Source organism: uncultured Tateyamaria sp. (genome assembly GCF_947503465.1).
In the GTDB taxonomy this organism is placed as follows: Bacteria; Pseudomonadota; Alphaproteobacteria; order Rhodobacterales; family Rhodobacteraceae; genus Tateyamaria.
The window spans coordinates 1,094,858-1,110,578 of record NZ_CANNDN010000001.1; the positions used below are offsets into that span (position 1 = coordinate 1,094,858).

11 protein-coding genes, 1 tRNA gene and 1 pseudogene are annotated in these 15,721 nt (G+C 62.6%); 6 read left to right on the forward strand and 7 right to left on the reverse strand.

Annotated elements, in window-relative coordinates:
- Positions 1 to 27 precede the first annotated feature (27 nt).
- The 4 genes from Q0844_RS05645 to Q0844_RS05660 all read right to left on the reverse strand — a co-directional run bounded on the left by Q0844_RS05645 (position 28) and on the right by Q0844_RS05660 (position 3,956).
- Positions 28 to 2,661 (reverse strand): methyl-accepting chemotaxis protein, encoded by a 2,634-nt coding sequence (locus Q0844_RS05645; protein ID WP_299042943.1) that lies wholly within the window; start codon positions 2,659 to 2,661, stop codon positions 28 to 30.
- An 80-nt stretch (positions 2,662 to 2,741) separates the two neighbouring features.
- Positions 2,742 to 2,827, reverse strand: a tRNA-Leu gene (locus tag Q0844_RS05650).
- A gap of 46 nt (positions 2,828 to 2,873) precedes the next feature.
- Positions 2,874 to 3,428 carry a tetratricopeptide repeat protein gene (locus Q0844_RS05655; protein WP_299042945.1) on the reverse strand — a complete coding sequence of 185 codons (555 nt, stop codon included), beginning with the start codon at positions 3,426 to 3,428 and terminating at the stop codon, positions 2,874 to 2,876.
- 42 nt (positions 3,429 to 3,470) lie between these two features.
- The gene (locus Q0844_RS05660) at positions 3,471 to 3,956 is read right to left on the reverse strand and encodes an Lrp/AsnC ligand binding domain-containing protein (RefSeq protein WP_299042946.1); all 486 of its coding nucleotides are present in this window, start codon (positions 3,954 to 3,956) and stop codon (positions 3,471 to 3,473) included.
- A 97-nt stretch (positions 3,957 to 4,053) separates the two neighbouring features.
- Here Q0844_RS05660 and putA point away from each other — a divergent pair, with 97 nt between their 5' ends.
- The 3 genes and pseudogenes from putA (at position 4,054) to Q0844_RS05675 (ending at position 8,651) form a co-directional block, all read left to right on the forward strand.
- On the forward strand, positions 4,054 to 7,464 hold the full coding sequence (gene putA, locus Q0844_RS05665) for a bifunctional proline dehydrogenase/L-glutamate gamma-semialdehyde dehydrogenase PutA (protein WP_299042948.1): 3,411 nt from the start codon (positions 4,054 to 4,056) through the stop codon (positions 7,462 to 7,464).
- Between the two features lie 97 nt (positions 7,465 to 7,561).
- A complete protein-coding gene (locus Q0844_RS05670) occupies positions 7,562 to 8,296 on the forward strand; it encodes a rhomboid family intramembrane serine protease (RefSeq protein WP_299042950.1) in 735 nt (244 codons plus the stop codon).
- Positions 8,293 to 8,651 (forward strand): annotated as a pseudogene (locus tag Q0844_RS05675) (GFA family protein). Before Q0844_RS05670 ends, Q0844_RS05675 begins: the two are co-directional and overlap by 4 nt.
- On the opposite strand, the gene Q0844_RS05680 reads toward Q0844_RS05675, so the two are convergent.
- Positions 8,648 to 9,418 (reverse strand): SDR family oxidoreductase, encoded by a 771-nt coding sequence (locus Q0844_RS05680; RefSeq protein ID WP_299042951.1) that lies wholly within the window; start codon positions 9,416 to 9,418, stop codon positions 8,648 to 8,650. The pseudogene Q0844_RS05675 and the gene Q0844_RS05680 overlap by 4 nt on opposite strands.
- 90 nt (positions 9,419 to 9,508) lie before the next feature.
- Here Q0844_RS05680 and Q0844_RS05685 point away from each other — a divergent pair, with 90 nt between their 5' ends.
- Positions 9,509 to 10,417 (forward strand): LysR family transcriptional regulator, encoded by a 909-nt coding sequence (locus Q0844_RS05685; RefSeq protein ID WP_299042952.1) that lies wholly within the window; start codon positions 9,509 to 9,511, stop codon positions 10,415 to 10,417.
- A 158-nt stretch (positions 10,418 to 10,575) separates the two neighbouring features.
- Here the strand turns inward: Q0844_RS05685 and Q0844_RS05690 are convergent, their stop codons facing one another.
- A complete protein-coding gene (locus Q0844_RS05690) occupies positions 10,576 to 11,361 on the reverse strand; it encodes an inositol monophosphatase family protein (RefSeq protein ID WP_299042954.1) in 786 nt (261 codons plus the stop codon).
- 149 nt (positions 11,362 to 11,510) lie between these two features.
- On the opposite strand from Q0844_RS05690, the gene Q0844_RS05695 reads away from it, so the two are divergent.
- Entirely contained in the window at positions 11,511 to 13,844 is a 2,334-nt protein-coding gene (locus Q0844_RS05695) for a patatin-like phospholipase family protein (protein ID WP_299042956.1), read from the forward strand.
- Here Q0844_RS05695 and Q0844_RS05700 read toward each other — a convergent pair.
- A complete protein-coding gene (locus Q0844_RS05700) occupies positions 13,841 to 14,746 on the reverse strand; it encodes a LysR family transcriptional regulator (RefSeq protein WP_299042957.1) in 906 nt (301 codons plus the stop codon). The genes Q0844_RS05695 and Q0844_RS05700 overlap by 4 nt on opposite strands.
- Before the next feature lie 88 nt (positions 14,747 to 14,834).
- On the opposite strand from Q0844_RS05700, the gene Q0844_RS05705 reads away from it, so the two are divergent.
- Positions 14,835 to 15,704, forward strand: a complete 870-nt coding sequence (locus Q0844_RS05705; protein WP_299042959.1) for a methylenetetrahydrofolate reductase — start codon at positions 14,835 to 14,837, stop codon at positions 15,702 to 15,704.
- Positions 15,705 to 15,721: the final 17 nt, after the last annotated feature.

The following is a 15,721-nucleotide window of genomic DNA, read 5'->3' on the forward strand; positions in this document are numbered from 1 at the left end:
CCAGATGCGCACGGTGCAAACAGCGCATCAGAATTCTTCCCACCCGGTTGGCACCGGGCCATCCGCCGGGGTCGTGTCGATGGCAAGCGCGCCCACCGTCAGCGTGGGTTGATCAGCGGCCACGGTGGGCGCAGGCGGGCTGGATGCCCGCACTTGTGCAATGCGCCGGACACCGATGTTGAACTTTCCGACCGCTTCCGCCAACGCGTCGGCCTCACCGGTCAGCGCGTGGCTGGCGGCCGTTGTTTCCTCGAACATGGCGGCGTTTTGCTGGGTGACATGATCCAGTTCATTCACGGCGGCGTTGATTTCGTTCAAGCCGGCCGACTGCTGGCGCGCGGACGTCGCAATTTCTGCGACCCGGTTCGAGATATCGGCAACCGAAGACACGATCGCTGACAGGGCGGTGCCTGTGCGATCCACCAATTCCACTCCCTGCCGCACCTGCTCTCCGCTGGTCGAAATCAGCGTATTGATTTCCCGTGCGGCATCCGAAGACCGTTGCGCAAGCGCACGAACCTCTGTGGCGACCACCGCAAATCCACGCCCCGCCTCGCCCGCGCGGGCCGCTTCGACACCTGCGTTCAGGGCCAGGAGATTGGTTTGAAATGCAATGTCATCAATCACCGAGGTGATCTTGGATATCTCGTGCGACGAAGTTTTGATGCCGTCCATTGCCACAACCGCTTGCCGGGCAATGTCACCGCCCTGTTCGGCATTCTGCTGTGCATCTTCCGACATCTTGCTGGCCGCATCCGCGCCTTCGGCGGCCGAGCGTACCGACGATGTCAGTTCGTCAAGTGCGGCTGCCGTTTCCTCAAGGGTCGCGGCCTGGCGCTCCGTGCGACGGGACAGGTCGTCCGCGGCGCTGGTGATTTCGGATGTTTCGCTCCGGATGGACTCGACATTTTGACTGACCGTCGTCATGGCACCGCGCAGACCAATCAGCGCGGCGTTGAAGTCCTGCCGCAGCTTTTCGTACTCGTCCGGAAATGCGTCCGCCAGTTCCAGCGTCAAATCCCCTTCGGACAGGCATTGCAGCGCCTGGCCAAGCGCCTCGACGACGCGGGCCTGTTCTTCGGCCAGGCGTGTTTGCTGGTCGCGGACGGTGCGCACTTCAAGCTCGGCCTTGGTGACGTCCGTTCCAATCAGGATCATGCGCTCGATCACGTCGGTTTCCCCATGCACAACGATAAAGCCGCCATCGACAACAATCCGCTGTCCATCTGCCCGCGTGAGGTCAATCTTGCCATGTACGCTGTCACCCCGCGCCAAGGCGTGTTCAATATCCGCGGGCATGTCCCCACCCGACTGCTCCCGCGCGATCAGAGACGACAGGGTCAAACCGCCCGGATCACTGGCGTCCAGATCCAACCGACCGGCGGCAACGCCGTTCATGTTGGAACACTTGCCTGCCGCGTCGAATTCGATGCGCATCTGCGTGCTGTCGATACCGCCAAGGAGCGCCGCATTTCGATGCGCTTCGGTTCGGTCGGCCCACTCGACAACGGCGCCGATCGATGCGCCGTCCTGATCGGTGGCGGGACTGACATTGACCTGGATGTGACGCTCACCCACGCGCATTACCGTGCTGCGAAACGGCGGCTGGTTGCCGGTTTCCTCATGCGCCAAAAGATCCGCAATTTCAGTCAATTCCGCCAGATCGGCACCAATCCAGTTGTCCCGCTCGGCACCATTCCAGAGGGGCGACAGGTCTGCGAACAACCCGTTCAAGAGCGATACGCATGCCGGATTGACAAAGGTGATCCTGCGACGCTGATCCACCATCATCATGGGCGCGGTTGACCCCTCGAACGCTGCGCCCTTGAACGCACTTTCCAGTTGACCCTTCTGGGCCCTGGCCAGCGCCAATCGAAAGCCATCCAGACGCCGGGCAATGTTGCCCACTTCGTCACCGCGCGCCGCCCCGGGCACGCTGACGTCGTAATTCTTGCCGGCAATCGCCGACATCGCAATTGCGATACGGTTCAGGGGCCGGGACACGTCGTACCACGCGTACACGATGACCAGGCACATTGTGACGGCGAACACCCCCGCTGCGACCGCAATCGCCATCATCTGGTTGCGCGCAAGCAAGGCGAGCATCTGCGCATCATCCCAATATGTGACAACCGCACCGGCCACGGCGCCGTCGGCCCCAAACCTGGAGGGATACGCAACAAGCATGCCCGTGTCCGACATGGCGACACCACCGTTCTCCATCGCCACGGCGGCCAACTCCATGGCGGTGGGCGTCACCGCGTCCATGTCGGGGCTGGCGAACAGCGGAACCCCCGCGGCATTGACCACAAACGCCCCGCGCGCTTCGGGTGCCGCCGCGTCGATCACGCTGGTCGTGATTTCGGCCACCGCAACCTCATTGCCGAACTTGATCGATCCGCCCATCTGCATCGCCAAAAGCCCAGTGACATCCTGCGCCCGCGAGGACAATTCGTCGTGCAACAGGTTGCGCTGTGCCGAGTAATCGAAAGTGACCATCGCCGCGAGCACCGAAATCGTCAGCAATGCCGTCATAAACACGGCTTTGACCATCAACGTGTTGCAGCGCGACAAATAGGTTCGGCCGTAGCCCTTGGTTGACATGATCTGATCCCTGGCTTGCGCGTGGCCAAATTGCGACCACGATCTGAACTGGATCATGTCCATACCGACGTGCCATTACCGCCTGCTTAACAGCGCCGCGCAACAGCCTGATCATTCTATGGCAAAGTTTAGGAACCTGGTACGGGCGGTGGGACTCGAACCCACACGGGCGTCAGCCCTTCGGATTTTAAGTCCGATATGTCTACCATTCCATCACGCCCGCGTCGCAGGTGTGATAGGCAATCAGGCGCACTATCTCAAGGCCGAGATCACAGCTCTTGCCCCTTTGGTCCAAGCGGCGCACCATCAGCCAGCAGGTGCCGTTCCGACAACCACGGATTGTTCTCGAGCGCGGCTTCAAGCTGCGCGCGCGCATCATCAGTGCGACCAAGGTTCATCAAGGTCAGGGCGCGCCCGGACTGCGCACCGACATGATCCGGCGACAGGGCAAGCGCACGCTCAAGATCAACAAGGGCAGCTTCGAAATCCTCGCGCAGAAAGCTGATGAACGCCCGCTGGTTGTAGCCTTCGGCATAGTCCGGGCAATACGCCACAAGCGCGTCGAAGCTGTCGTAAGCGCCGGTGAAATCAAAGTTGCCACGCTGCCGCATGCCCCGGTCCAGAACCTCTTGGGCCGATGCGTCGGGTGCGCGCAACCACACCTCCCACATCTGGTCGGACACAACCCGCCCCGCCCGTTCATCCGGCGCCGCGTTCGCGGCTTCGATCAAGACGTTCAGTTCTGATGAAATCTCCGGCGCTGGCGGGCATGTGTCGGCCCAGGCAGGCGTCGAGAGGAGAGCGGCAATGATCAGGTGTCTCATGGCCCTGAGGATGGCACCCCAGCCCGGCAGGTCAAGCCCCGCCTAGTCGAGACCAGGTAACATCACTTCCTTGACCGCTTCCATCGCCACATAGGTCGATGTCGACGACACATGCGGCAGACCCGAAATGATGTCCCCCAAAAACTGCCGGTAATGCGCCATGTTGCGCGTCCGCACCTTCAGCAGATAATCGAAATGGCTTGCAATCATATGCGCCTGTTCGATCTCGGGCACCTGTTGCACCGCCGTGTTGAACGCACGCAGCGCGGCCTCGCGGGTGTCACTCAGGCGCACTTCGACAAAGGCAACATGGTCCAGCCCTAAGGAAATCGGGTCCAGCAATGCCCGGTACCCCATGATCGTTCCAGACTTTTCCAGACGTCGCAGGCGCGCTTGGGTCGGTGATTTCGACAAGCCGATCCGCGCCGCCAGATCGGTAATGCTGATGCGTCCGTCTTCGGCCAGGGCAGCCAGAATCGATTGATCCAGACGATCCAGCGTTACGGGGCCTTTTTTCGTGTCTTGCATGGGTTGATCGATCACTTGTTCTGTCGATTTGGTTATCTTCAATCATTTTGACCGCAAACATGATGATATACTTTCCGAAATGGAAAAGGAATGCACAATGGCGCGTGACCTGAACTGTGACCTTGCGGCGCGGCTGGATGCGGAGATGTATGCGGCCCCGGATGCGGTACTGGCCCGCTTGATTGACATGGCCGGGCTGTCGGCATCGGACCGCGCCGCGATCTGCACGGCGGCAACCGAACTCGTCACGGCGATCCGAAATGACGCCACCCCCGGTCTGATGGAGACGTTTCTGGCCGAATACGGCCTGTCCACCGACGAGGGCGTCGCCCTGATGTGCCTGGCAGAGGCCCTGTTGCGGGTGCCCGATGCCGACACCATCGACGCATTGATCGAGGACAAGATCGCCCCGTCGGATTGGGGCAGACATCTCGGGCACTCGACCTCTTCGCTGGTCAATGCCTCGACCTGGGCCCTGATGCTGACCGGACGCGTGCTGGATGATGGCCGACCCGGCCCAATCGGGCACCTGCGCGGCGCGATCAAACGCCTGGGCGAACCAGTGATCCGCGCCGCCGTGTCACGTGCCATGAAAGAGATGGGCCGTCAGTTCGTGCTGGGCGAGGATATCGACAGTGCGATGGACCGCGCCGCCGGAATGGAAGCCAAAGGGTTCACCTATTCCTATGACATGCTGGGCGAAGCGGCGCTGACCGACGCCGACGCACGGCGCTATCACCTCAGCTATTCACGGGCCATTTCTGCAATTGCGCGGGCGTGCACACATGCAGACATCCGCGAAAACCCCGGAATCTCGGTCAAGTTATCGGCACTTCACCCACGCTATGAACGGGCCCAGGAAACGGCCGTGATGCGTGACCTCGTCCCGCGTCTGCGTTCCCTTGCGATGTTGGCGGCTTCGGCAGGGATGGGGTTGAACATAGACGCGGAAGAAGCGGACCGCCTGTCCCTCTCCCTGCAGGTGATTGATGCTGTCCTGGGCGAAGCGGCCCTGTCCGGATGGGACGGGTTCGGCATTGTCGTGCAGGCCTATGGCCCCCGGGCCAGCACCGTCATCGACGTGGTGCACGAGATGGCCGAGCGGCATGACCGCAAGGTCATGGTGCGGCTTGTCAAAGGCGCCTACTGGGACACTGAAATCAAGCGGGCGCAGGTCGAAGGGGTCGCCGGGTTTCCGGTGTTCACGCGCAAGGCAGCGACGGACGTGTCTTACATCGCCAATGCGCGCAAGCTTCTGGGATTGACCGACCGCATCTACCCGCAGTTTGCCACGCATAACGCGCACACCGTTGCATCCATCCTGCACATGGCCACGGACCAGCCGTTCGAATTTCAACGGCTGCATGGCATGGGCGAAGCCCTGCACACGATGGTCTTGCACGACCGGAACACCCGTTGTCGCATATATGCGCCTGTCGGGGCACATCGCGACCTGCTGGCCTATCTTGTGCGGCGCCTGCTTGAAAACGGTGCAAATTCAAGCTTTGTGAACCAGATCGTGGACACGGATGTGCCGCCCGAGATCGTGGCCACGGACCCGTTTGACATGCTGCAGGCGACGGCCTTGTCCATCCCAGACGGTCCATGCCTGTTTGCGCCGGAACGGCGGAATTCGCAGGGGTTCGATCTGACGCACAGCCCGACCCTGGCCCGGATAGAACAGGCGCGGACGCCCTTTGCCGGGCACCGTTGGCGCGCGCAGCCGCTGGTGGTCGGTAATCTCAAAGGCGCGGAACACCCGGTCGCGAACCCTGCCGACCCGCATGACATCGTGGGACATGTGGCTTGGGCAACGCCCGATGCCGCAGCACGTGCTGTCGCGGATGCCCGGACATGGGGCGCCGATCATGCCGTCCGCAGCGCGGTCCTGACGGCGGCCGCAGACCTGTACGAGGCGCATTTCGGAGAGATGTTCGCGCTGCTTGCACGCGAGGCGGGAAAAACCCTGCCGGACGCCGTGGCAGAACTGCGCGAAGCGGTGGATTTCCTGCGCTACTATGCAACCCAAGGCGACAACAGTGCACCCGCAGGCACGTTCGTGTGTATTTCGCCCTGGAATTTCCCGCTTGCGATCTTCACCGGGCAGATAGCTGCGGCGCTTGCGGCGGGCAACGCGGTGGTTGCGAAACCGGCCGAACAGACACCGCTGATTGCGCACCGCGCGGTCACGTTGCTGCACGAGGCGGGCGTGCCGCGTGCGGCGCTGCAACTGGTTCTGGGCGCGGGTGACATCGGCGGCGCATTGACCGCATGCCCGGATGTTTCCGGCGTCGCATTCACGGGATCAACGGAAACGGCACTTCGGATCCGGTCCTCTTTGGCGGCACACGCCGCACCCGGCACGCCGTTGATTGCGGAAACAGGCGGATTGAACGCAATGATCGTCGACAGCACCGCCCTGCCCGAGCAAGCCGTGCGCAGCATCGTTGAAAGCGCGTTCCAGTCCGCGGGGCAACGGTGCTCCGCGTTGCGGTGCCTTTATGTACAGGAGGATATCGCGCCGCATCTGACCGATATGCTGGTTGGTGCCATGGAGGCGCTCGAACTCGGTTTGCCATGGTCCCTGTCCACAGATGTGGGTCCCGTGATCGATGACGCCGCGCGGGCAGGCATCGCGGCACATATCGACCAGGCACGGTCAGAAGGCCGCGTTGTGCACGAACTGAAAACGCCTGCCACCGGGTGCTTTGTGGCCCCTACCCTGATCCGCGTGGACGGGATCGCCGACCTCGAGCGCGAGGTGTTTGGGCCGGTTCTGCACATTGCGACGTTCCGGGCGGCGGATCTGGACAAGGTGATCGATGCGATCAATGGCACCGGGTACGGGCTGACCTTTGGGCTGCACACGCGGATCGATGACCGGGTGCAGCACGTGACAGACCGGATCGGCGCAGGCAACATCTACGTCAACCGCAACCAGATCGGGGCCATTGTGGGCAGCCAACCCTTTGGCGGTCACGGGCTGTCCGGGACGGGCCCGAAAGCGGGCGGGCCGGACTATTTGCTGCGGTTTCGGGCGCCACAGCCGGTCGCGGAACAGGACGCCTGGACAAAGCAGGCGGCAGTGCCGCCTTTGCCGTCCCGACAGCACACGACCCGGGCGGCGACGGCGTTGCCCGGTCCCACCGGCGAATCCAATCTGCACAGCCGCCATCCCCGCCCTGCAATCTTGTGCGCGGGTCCGGGCGATGACGCCGTGGCGGCCCAAATCCAGGCGGTCGAACGCCTTGGCGGCCAGGGCGTACCGGCAAGTGGTGCCATCGCACCCGAGGCCCTTACCGATGGGCCCGGCTTCGGCGGGGTCCTGTGGTGGGGCGATGCGGCAACAGGGCGTGCCCTGAACCTGGGGCTGGCGGCGCGCAGCGGACCGATCATTCCATTGATCACCGCGCAGCCGGACCGCGCCCATGTGCTGGTCGAACGGCATGTATGCGTCGACACGACCGCATCTGGCGGGAACGCTGCCCTGCTTGGGGCTGCAAGCTGATACATCACCTTTTGCATGCAGGGAAAACAGACAGGAATCCCTGCCGGTTTCCGGCACAGCCCTTGACCCCGGCCCCTGCCCGGCCAACTGTCAGGACATGTTTCCGATCCGAGACCACAACCCGTCCGGCCGCACGCCTTATGTCACCTATGCACTCATGGCGATCAACGTCGTGGTATTTCTGAGCTATGTAGGCCTGTTCGCCGACGACCGCGCGCTCAACCGGTTTTTCTTCGACTACGCGGCCATCCCGGCCCGCATCCTGTCGGGGGATGGCTTTTCCACGCTGGTGACGTCGATGTTCCTGCATGGCGGGTGGCTGCATCTGGGCGGCAACATGCTGTTTCTCTACATCTTTGGCGACAATGTCGAAGACGAGATGGGGCACGCGCCCTTTCTGGGCTTCTACCTCGCCACAGGCGTGGCTGCCAGCGCGATCCACATCCTGTCCGCGCCGGGGTCCGTCGTGCCGGTTGTGGGTGCGTCCGGCGCGATTGCCGGGGTGATGGGGGCCTATCTGTTGCTGTTTCCAAAGGCCCGGATCGACATCCTGCTGATCCTGATCATCATCTTCCGCATTTTCCCGATCCCTGCGTGGATCATGCTGGCACTGTGGTTCGGGATGCAATTCATCGGTGGTGTGGGCAGTGATCCAAACGCCGGCGGCGTGGCCTATTGGGCCCATGCCGGGGGATTTGTGGCTGGCGTTATCCTGACCGTTCCGCTGTGGCTCCGCCTGGGCGGGCCGGCGTTCTGGCGGCGCACGGACGGGCACCCGCCGCACCCTCAGGCACGCTATGCGTCGTCGCGCATCCCCAAGGTGCGGCGATGAAAGCGTCCTGCCACTGCGGGGCCGTGGTGCTTGAGGTAACGCTGACAAACGGGCTCGACACTGCGGGCCGGTGTGCGACTGTTCCTTTTGCAAACGTCGTGCGGCGCCCGCCGTGACGGCCCCCAGGAACGGGGTCAGGGTCGTGCAGGGCGCTGACAGTCTGACCTGCTACCAATGGGGGACAAAAACCGCCAAGCACTATTTTTGCAGCATTTGCGGCATCTACATGTATCACAACCGGCGGTCTGACCCGAACGAGATCGGCGTGAATATGGGCACGCTCGACGGGGTGAACCCCGCCGAGCATGAACCGATCCGCTGGGAGGATGGGGTCAACCACCCGTCGGATCGCTAAAGGAACATCCCACCGGAGGCTTCCACACGTTGGCCAGTGACCCACTGCGCCGCGGGGCTGGCCAAAAAGGCGATCACACCTTCGACATCCTCGGCCTGCCCCACGCGACCCTGCGCCGTGTTTGAGGAAATCGCCGCCACCACCTCCGGGTGGGCTTCGAAATGTGCCCGGTTAAAGTCGGTGTCCAGCGCACCGGGCGCCACGACGTTGACCGTAATGCGTCGCGGACCCAGCGTTTTGGCAAGGTACAGCATGACACCGCTCAGCGCGGCCTTGGATGCGGCATAGGCGACATAGGGCGGCAGGGCAAAGCGGGTCAGACCCGTGCCAAGAAACAGAATGCGGCCCCCATCAGTGATGCGGTCCACAAGGGCCTGGGTCAGAAAGAAGGCCGATTTCAGATTGGTGTCCATCATCGCGTCCCAATCCGCCTCGGTAACGGCCCCGAACACCGCGCTGCGTTCGATCCCTGCATTGTTGACAAGGACGTCGATGCGGTCGTGCCCCATCACGTCTTTGCCCGTCTGGGCAAGGCGGGTCACGAAATCGGCGATCCCGGCCGTGCCTTCCAGATCCACGGGCAGGGCCGCGGCCTTGCGGCCCATGGCCTCGATCTCGGCCACAACGGCATCTGCCTCAGCCGCCTTGGTGCGATATGTCAGGATCACGTCTGCGCCTTCGCGGGCCAACCGCAGGGCCGTTGCCTTGCCCAGGCTACGGCTACCGCCGGTGATCAGAACGGTTTTTCCAGTCAAGTCATAAGTCATCGTCACGCTCCTTCTGCTGCGTCTGACGGTGATCTAGGCGTTGCTTGAACGGTTGAATATTGACCCAAGATGCAGCACGCTGTTGCGTGTATGACAACACCAGGCAGCTATAACACCGAGCGCACGTTTCTGCGGATCGTCGAACTTGGCTCGATCCGGGCAGCCGCGCGCGAGGCGGGCATGGAACCGTCCTCTTTGTCGCGCAAGTTGGCCCGGCTTGAGGTCCGGTTGGGCACCCAGTTGATCGACCGGGCGGCGCAGGGCACAACCGAGGCTGGCGCGCTCTATTACAACAAGATGCGCGCACTTCTCAGTCAGATCGACGCGCTCGAGGCGGCGGTTGCGGGCGATGCGGGCACGCCGCGCGGGACCTTGCGGCTTGGGGCCTCCATCGACTTTGGACAGGCCTTTGTCGCGCCGTGGCTCACGCAGTTTTGCCAATTACATGATCAGGTTCAAGGCCAACTGACCCTCGACGCCCGGCAGGTGGACATGGTCGAGGCGGGGCTGGACCTGACAATTCGCATTGGAACAATGCCCGACAGCGCGCTTATGGCGCGCAAGCTGGGCACGGCGCACCGGGTGCTGGTGGCGGCCCCGGCTTACCTGGCGCGGCGCGGCACTCCTGTCATGGCTTCAGACCTTGAGACCCATGATCACATCCTGTTCCTGCCGGAACACGCGAACCGACCGCTGCGCCTGACGGATGCGGACGGCAAGGAACACAGCATCCCGCGACGCGCCCGGATGACCATTGGCGCGGTGCGGTCCATTGCGGATGCCGTGGCCGCAGGCATGGGCGTGCATGCGGGCCCGCGATGGGCCTTTGCAGAGATGTTGCGCACGGGCCAGGTTGTCGAGGTCTTGCCGGATCACACGCAACCGGCCTTGCCGATCTGTGCCGTGTGGCCGCCCGTCGCGATCCAGCCTGCCCGGGTGCGCGCCTTTGTCGATTTCGCCGCCAACGAGATCAAGAAGGTCCCCGCGTTGAGCGACTAGGCTCACGGTTCACCAATCCTCTGGTGCCGCTGCCACAATCGCGAAGTTTCAGTTGTTTGGGCCGCACGGCAAAGCGTCGGTCCGATCCAAGGGCCCAGCAAACCGTCCGGTCAGGGTGTCCGTCAAACCAGGGCCACGCGATCAATGGGTCCTTGCGCCTACGCGCGGATGATCTTGGCCAGTTGCGGGAACATATGGTCATTGGCGCATATGATCTCGCCATCTTCGAGGATGTCATTGCCTGCGGTCAGCGGCTCGACCAGCCCACCGGCTTCGCGGACGATCAGCAGACCGGCGGCCAGGTCCCAGGCGTTCAGACGCCGCTCCCAATAGCCATCGTAACGGCCCGCCGCGACATAGGCGAGGTCAAGCGCCGCCGACCCCCACCGCCGGACACCGGCGCATGTGGGCATCAGCCGGGCCAGTTCCTTCAACGTGTCCGGCAGATCGGTACGCCCGCCAAAGGGCAAGCCCGTGGCAAACACGCTTTCGATCAACTTGCGGCGCCCGGACACCCGCAAACGGCTGTCATTCATAAAGGCGCCTGTTCCTTTCTCGGCAAAGAACATTTCGTCCTTCGCAGCATCATAGACGACACCGGCAACAACCTGCCCCTTATGCTCAAGCGCGATGGACACGGCCCAATGCGGCAGCCCGTGCAAAAAATTCGTCGTGCCATCCAGCGGATCGACGATCCAGCGGCGCGTGGGGTCCTCGCCGTGCTCTTCGCCGCCCTCTTCAGCCAACCAGCCATAATTCGGACGGGCGGTGCGCAATTCCTCTTTCAGGATCTCTTCAGCAGCCAGGTCGGCCTTGGACACAAAGTCGCCCGCACCCTTCATCGACACCTGCAAATTCTCGACCTCGCGAAAGTCCTTGACCAGGGACCGGCCTGCCTTGCGCGCGGCTTTCATCATGATGTTGAGATTTGCGCTACCTTGCATCGAGACGCTCCGGGTGAGTGAGATCAAAGGCGCGCTATACGCCCGGTCGCACCCGATGCCAAGGGCTTATGCGCAGCACAAATTCTTGCATTGAAACGCCATGCGCTTCTACCATGGCGATATTTTATGCACCTATTTTGAGAACCCACATGAAACAGGACCACCACACCCCGCCCGGCGAAGGGGCATTGGCGGATCAAGGGCACCCCGCCAAACCGCACAGCGCACCCCCGAACATCCGCAAATCCATCGTCACGGTGCTTGAACATACGTATGGCCCCTGGTTGATGGTTTTGATCTTTTCAATCGTTCTGAACCTTGATCCGTCGGTTGAGGTGCTGATCAGCTTCCTGCTCGACTGGCAGAACCAGGGATCGATCGAGCGCAGCAAGACACTGTCGGTCTGGGCGGCTTGGATTGCGCTCGTATTGCTGCCCCTGACCGCTGCCGCGGCATCGCAAATCACCTTGCGCCTGTGCAAGATCGAACAACCGACGGCCCGGTACCTGCGGGCAGGTCTGCCGATCATCTGCCTTTTGGGCTATGCCTTTGCATTTGCAAACGTGGTCTTCAGCCCCGAGGTTGAGGCATTGCGCAAACTGAGCAACACGCAACTTCATCTCAGCATTGGTTGGGTCGCTCTTTTGTGGGGGCTGATCGCGTTTGTCGTGGGCGCAATTTATGCCGCCTTCTTCTTCGGCTCGAAACTGGTGTGGACGATGGTCGACACGATCAACACCACAACAGAACAAGAGCTTCTGGCCCCGTTGGAGCAGGTTCCGTTCCTGCACAAGATCGCCAAGGTCGTGCTTTTGATCAATCCATTGGCCAAGATCCGCTCGGACCTGATCCGCGGCTTGTCCATCATCGTCGTGATCCTGATCGGCGTTGTGGGCCTGGCGGCCTATGTGGGGTTCTGGGACCCCGCGCTCGCAACCAGCGTCGGCCCGGTCGGGCTGTCCGCCAACTTTTTCACCATCGCGATCATCGTGCTCAGCGCAATGACGGTGCTGTCCAGCCGGATGCCCGGCAACACGCCGATCATCCTGTTGGCCGTCTTGTTGTCTGTCGCCGTGGGGTCAATCTTGGCCGCGGTGGTTGTCACTTTTGCGTTTTTCATCGCGCTTTTTGTCGCCGCAAGTCCAGCATCGAAAACACCGCACAGCCGGATGATCCTGGGCACGGTCGTCTTTGGCGGTCTGGGCGTGTTGTCCTTCATCTACATGTATGGATTTTTCCAGGTGCCACACTGCAAGACGCTGGCAGGCTGCAACATGGTCGCGGGGGTCCAGCCGCAGCACCCCGTGCTGGCAGGCCTTCCGCCCGCGCGCGATACCGGCCCGATCCGCGTGATCGCAGCCCAGGGCGGCGGGCTCTACGCTGCGTATCACACGGCCTATTACCTTGCACACAGGGCGGATGAAGAACCGGGATTTGCCGACAGCGTCTACGCCATTTCCGGCGTGTCGGGCGGGTCCGTCGGTGCGGGTGTCTACTGGGCCGTGCGGGCAAGCGGGCTGTGCAAGGCACCCATGGAAGGCGACGCCACAAACACCTGCCACCGAGACGCGGTAAGCGAGATACTGGAGAATGACTACCTTACCCCATCGCTGGCCACACTGTTGTTTCGCGACCTCTTTGATACGTTCGTGCCCATATCCGCATTGTGGAACAGGCTTGGGTTCGGCCCGATTGACCGCGGGCATGTGCTGGAACAGGAACTCAAGTCGCAGATGCAGGCCTGGTTCCAGGGCAGAACCGAAGGGCAAGAGCCACCCAAGACTGCGCAGGCCCCGTCGGATCTGCTTGAAATCAGCATGCCGGACAGCGCCTATGTCGGCCCCGACCCCAGCGTTCCGGCCACGCATCCACTGCTTTTTTTCAACAGCACGCAGGTCGACAACGGGGCCAAGATTGTCCTGTCCCCCATCCGGGCCGTGAACAAGGCGCCCATGGCGCTGGAAACGGCGGCGGACACGCATCTGACCGTCCTGAACAGCATGGTGATCTCTGCCCGCTTCCCGCTCGTCACGCCACCGGCCCGGGTCGCCATCGACCCGGTTGATGCAGAAAATCACCCCCACAACACCGTGCAACTGGTGGACGGCGGCTATTTCGACAATTCAGGGATCGAAACGGCCATGGACATCATCCTGGACCTGCACAAAAGCGGCACCTATGCCGGGCGCGCCATCGAACTGATCAGCTTTCGCGCGGATGGACCCACGCAGCATGCCGAAATCAAGGGCACGCTTGGCGCGCCCCTTGGCGCGTTCCTGGCCGCGTGGCGCGCCCGCAGCGCGCATTCCGAGACGCGGGTAAACGAGGTGTTGGGCGGCAAGGCCACGCATTGTGTCGCAGCCCTGAACACCAGCGTGATCAATTTCACCCTCAGCTGGTCCCTGTCGCAGGCCACGTTCAACGATGTCAAAACACAGATCACGGACAACGCGGTCTGCGCGCCGCGCGCACAGGGCGGTTAGACCGCCTGCAACTTGCGCGCCTCGACACGGGCCAGCTCGATCAGCTTGTCCATATAGGGTTTGCCCAGATCGTCATCGCGGACCGCCGCATACAGCCTGCGGGTCAACCCGTCCCGCGTCAGGGGGCGCGTGACATAATCGCTCGAATACTTGACCTCGCGCACCACCCAATCGGGCAGCACCGACACCCCCCGGTTGGACGCCACAAGCAACAGGATCACGGCCGTCAATTCGGCTTGGCGTACCGCTGCGGGTTCGACTTTGGCCGGGATCAGCAATTGGCTGAACACATCCAGCCGCGTGCGCTCCACCGGATAGGTGATCAACGTCTGATCTCGGAAGTCCACCGCATCCACATAAGGCTTCTGCGCCAGCGGGTGGGTCGAGGCCGCCACAAAAACCGGGGCGTAATCAAAGAGTTCGACAAAAGTGACGCCGGCAAGGTCCTCGGGATCGGACGACACGACCAGGTCAACCTCTTCCTTCATCAGCGCGGGCAGCGCGTCAAAGGCCAGCCCGGGGCGGATATCAACATCGACATCCGGCCAGGACCTGCGAAACACTTCCAGCACCGGAAACAGCCATTCGAAACAGGCGTGGCATTCAATTGCGATATGCAGGCGCCCGGACGACCCGTCCCGCAGCGAAGAAAACTCGGCCACGGCCGCCTCGACCTGGGGCAGCACCTGATCCGCCAGCCGCAACAGACGCAAACCCGCAGCAGACAGCTTCAGCGGTTTGGACCGGCGCACGAACAACTCGACCCCCGCCTGGTCCTCCAACCCCTTGATCTGATGGCTCAGTGCGGACTGCGTGATGTGCAACTGATCGGCAGCCCGCGCCAACCCACCCGCTTCGTGTATGGCCTTGATGGTGCGCAGATGGCGAAACTCGATATGCATACGGAACTCATCTTTATCTTGAGAGTTATGAATTTGCCTCAAGATACGCGCCGGGGCATTCTACAACAAGCCCAAAGGAGCCCTGCCCATGCCCACGCCCGCCGTTGCCCTGTCTTTCGAGACCTTCCCCCCCAAGTCACTGGATGCCTCGTTTCACCTGTGGGACACCGTTCAGGCGCTTGCGCCGCTGAACCCCCGCTTCGTGTCGGTGACCTATGGCGCGGGCGGGTCCACCCAGTCCCTGACGCAAGAAGCGGCGCAGACGCTGCGCAAGACGTCGGGCATGCCCGTGGCCGCGCACCTGACCTGTACCGGGCAAAGCAAGGACGAAGTGCTGGCCACCGCCCAGCGCTATGCCGACAGCGGGGTCAGGGACATCGTGGCCCTGCGTGGCGATGCCCCTGAGGGCGGCGCGTTTGAACCGCATGCACGCGGATTTGCCAACAGCATCGAACTGATCCAGGCGCTGGCCGACACCGGCACATTCAACATCCGTGTCGGGGCCTATCCCGACAGCCACCCCGACGCCGCGTCATCTCAACAGAACATCGACTGGTTGAAGGCCAAGCTGGATGCAGGCGCGTCCGAGGCCATCACCCAATTCTTCTTCGAAGCGGACAGTTTCCTGCGGTTCCGCGACGCCTGCGTTGCAGCAGGGATCACGGCCCCCATCACACCCGGCGTCTTCCCCATCGCCAACTGGACCCGCGCCCGCAGCTTTGCCGAAAAATGCGGCGCACGTGTTCCGGTGGCAACGGCCACGGCATTTGACAGGGCCGACCGCGAAGACCGCGCGCAACTCTTTGCGCTCACGCATTGTGCCGACCTGTGCGATACGCTGATCAGCGAAGGGGTCGATGCGCTCCACTTCTACACGCTCAACCGGCCCGAGCTGACGCTGAAAGTGTGTCGCGCCCTTGGCCTTGTCCGTCCGACACAAATGCGCAACGTCGCTTAGACCCGCGCGCCGTCTCT

Bases quoted from the DNA above. Each gene is read 5' to 3' on its own strand.
- Q0844_RS05645 (WP_299042943.1), bottom strand. From the start codon at position 2,661: ATGATCCAGTTCAGATCGTGGTCGCAATTTGGCCACGCGCAAGCCAGG.
- Q0844_RS05655 (WP_299042945.1), bottom strand. From the start codon at position 3,428: ATGAGACACCTGATCATTGCCGCTCTCCTCTCGACGCCTGCCTGGGCC.
- Q0844_RS05660 (WP_299042946.1), bottom strand. From the start codon at position 3,956: ATGCAAGACACGAAAAAAGGCCCCGTAACGCTGGATCGTCTGGATCAA.
- putA (WP_299042948.1), top strand. From the start codon at position 4,054: ATGGCGCGTGACCTGAACTGTGACCTTGCGGCGCGGCTGGATGCGGAG.
- Q0844_RS05670 (WP_299042950.1), top strand. From the start codon at position 7,562: ATGTTTCCGATCCGAGACCACAACCCGTCCGGCCGCACGCCTTATGTC.
- Q0844_RS05680 (WP_299042951.1), bottom strand. From the start codon at position 9,418: ATGACTTATGACTTGACTGGAAAAACCGTTCTGATCACCGGCGGTAGC.
- Q0844_RS05685 (WP_299042952.1), top strand. From the start codon at position 9,509: ATGACAACACCAGGCAGCTATAACACCGAGCGCACGTTTCTGCGGATC.
- Q0844_RS05690 (WP_299042954.1), bottom strand. From the start codon at position 11,361: ATGCAAGGTAGCGCAAATCTCAACATCATGATGAAAGCCGCGCGCAAG.
- Q0844_RS05695 (WP_299042956.1), top strand. From the start codon at position 11,511: ATGAAACAGGACCACCACACCCCGCCCGGCGAAGGGGCATTGGCGGAT.
- Q0844_RS05700 (WP_299042957.1), bottom strand. From the start codon at position 14,746: ATGCATATCGAGTTTCGCCATCTGCGCACCATCAAGGCCATACACGAA.
- Q0844_RS05705 (WP_299042959.1), top strand. From the start codon at position 14,835: ATGCCCACGCCCGCCGTTGCCCTGTCTTTCGAGACCTTCCCCCCCAAG.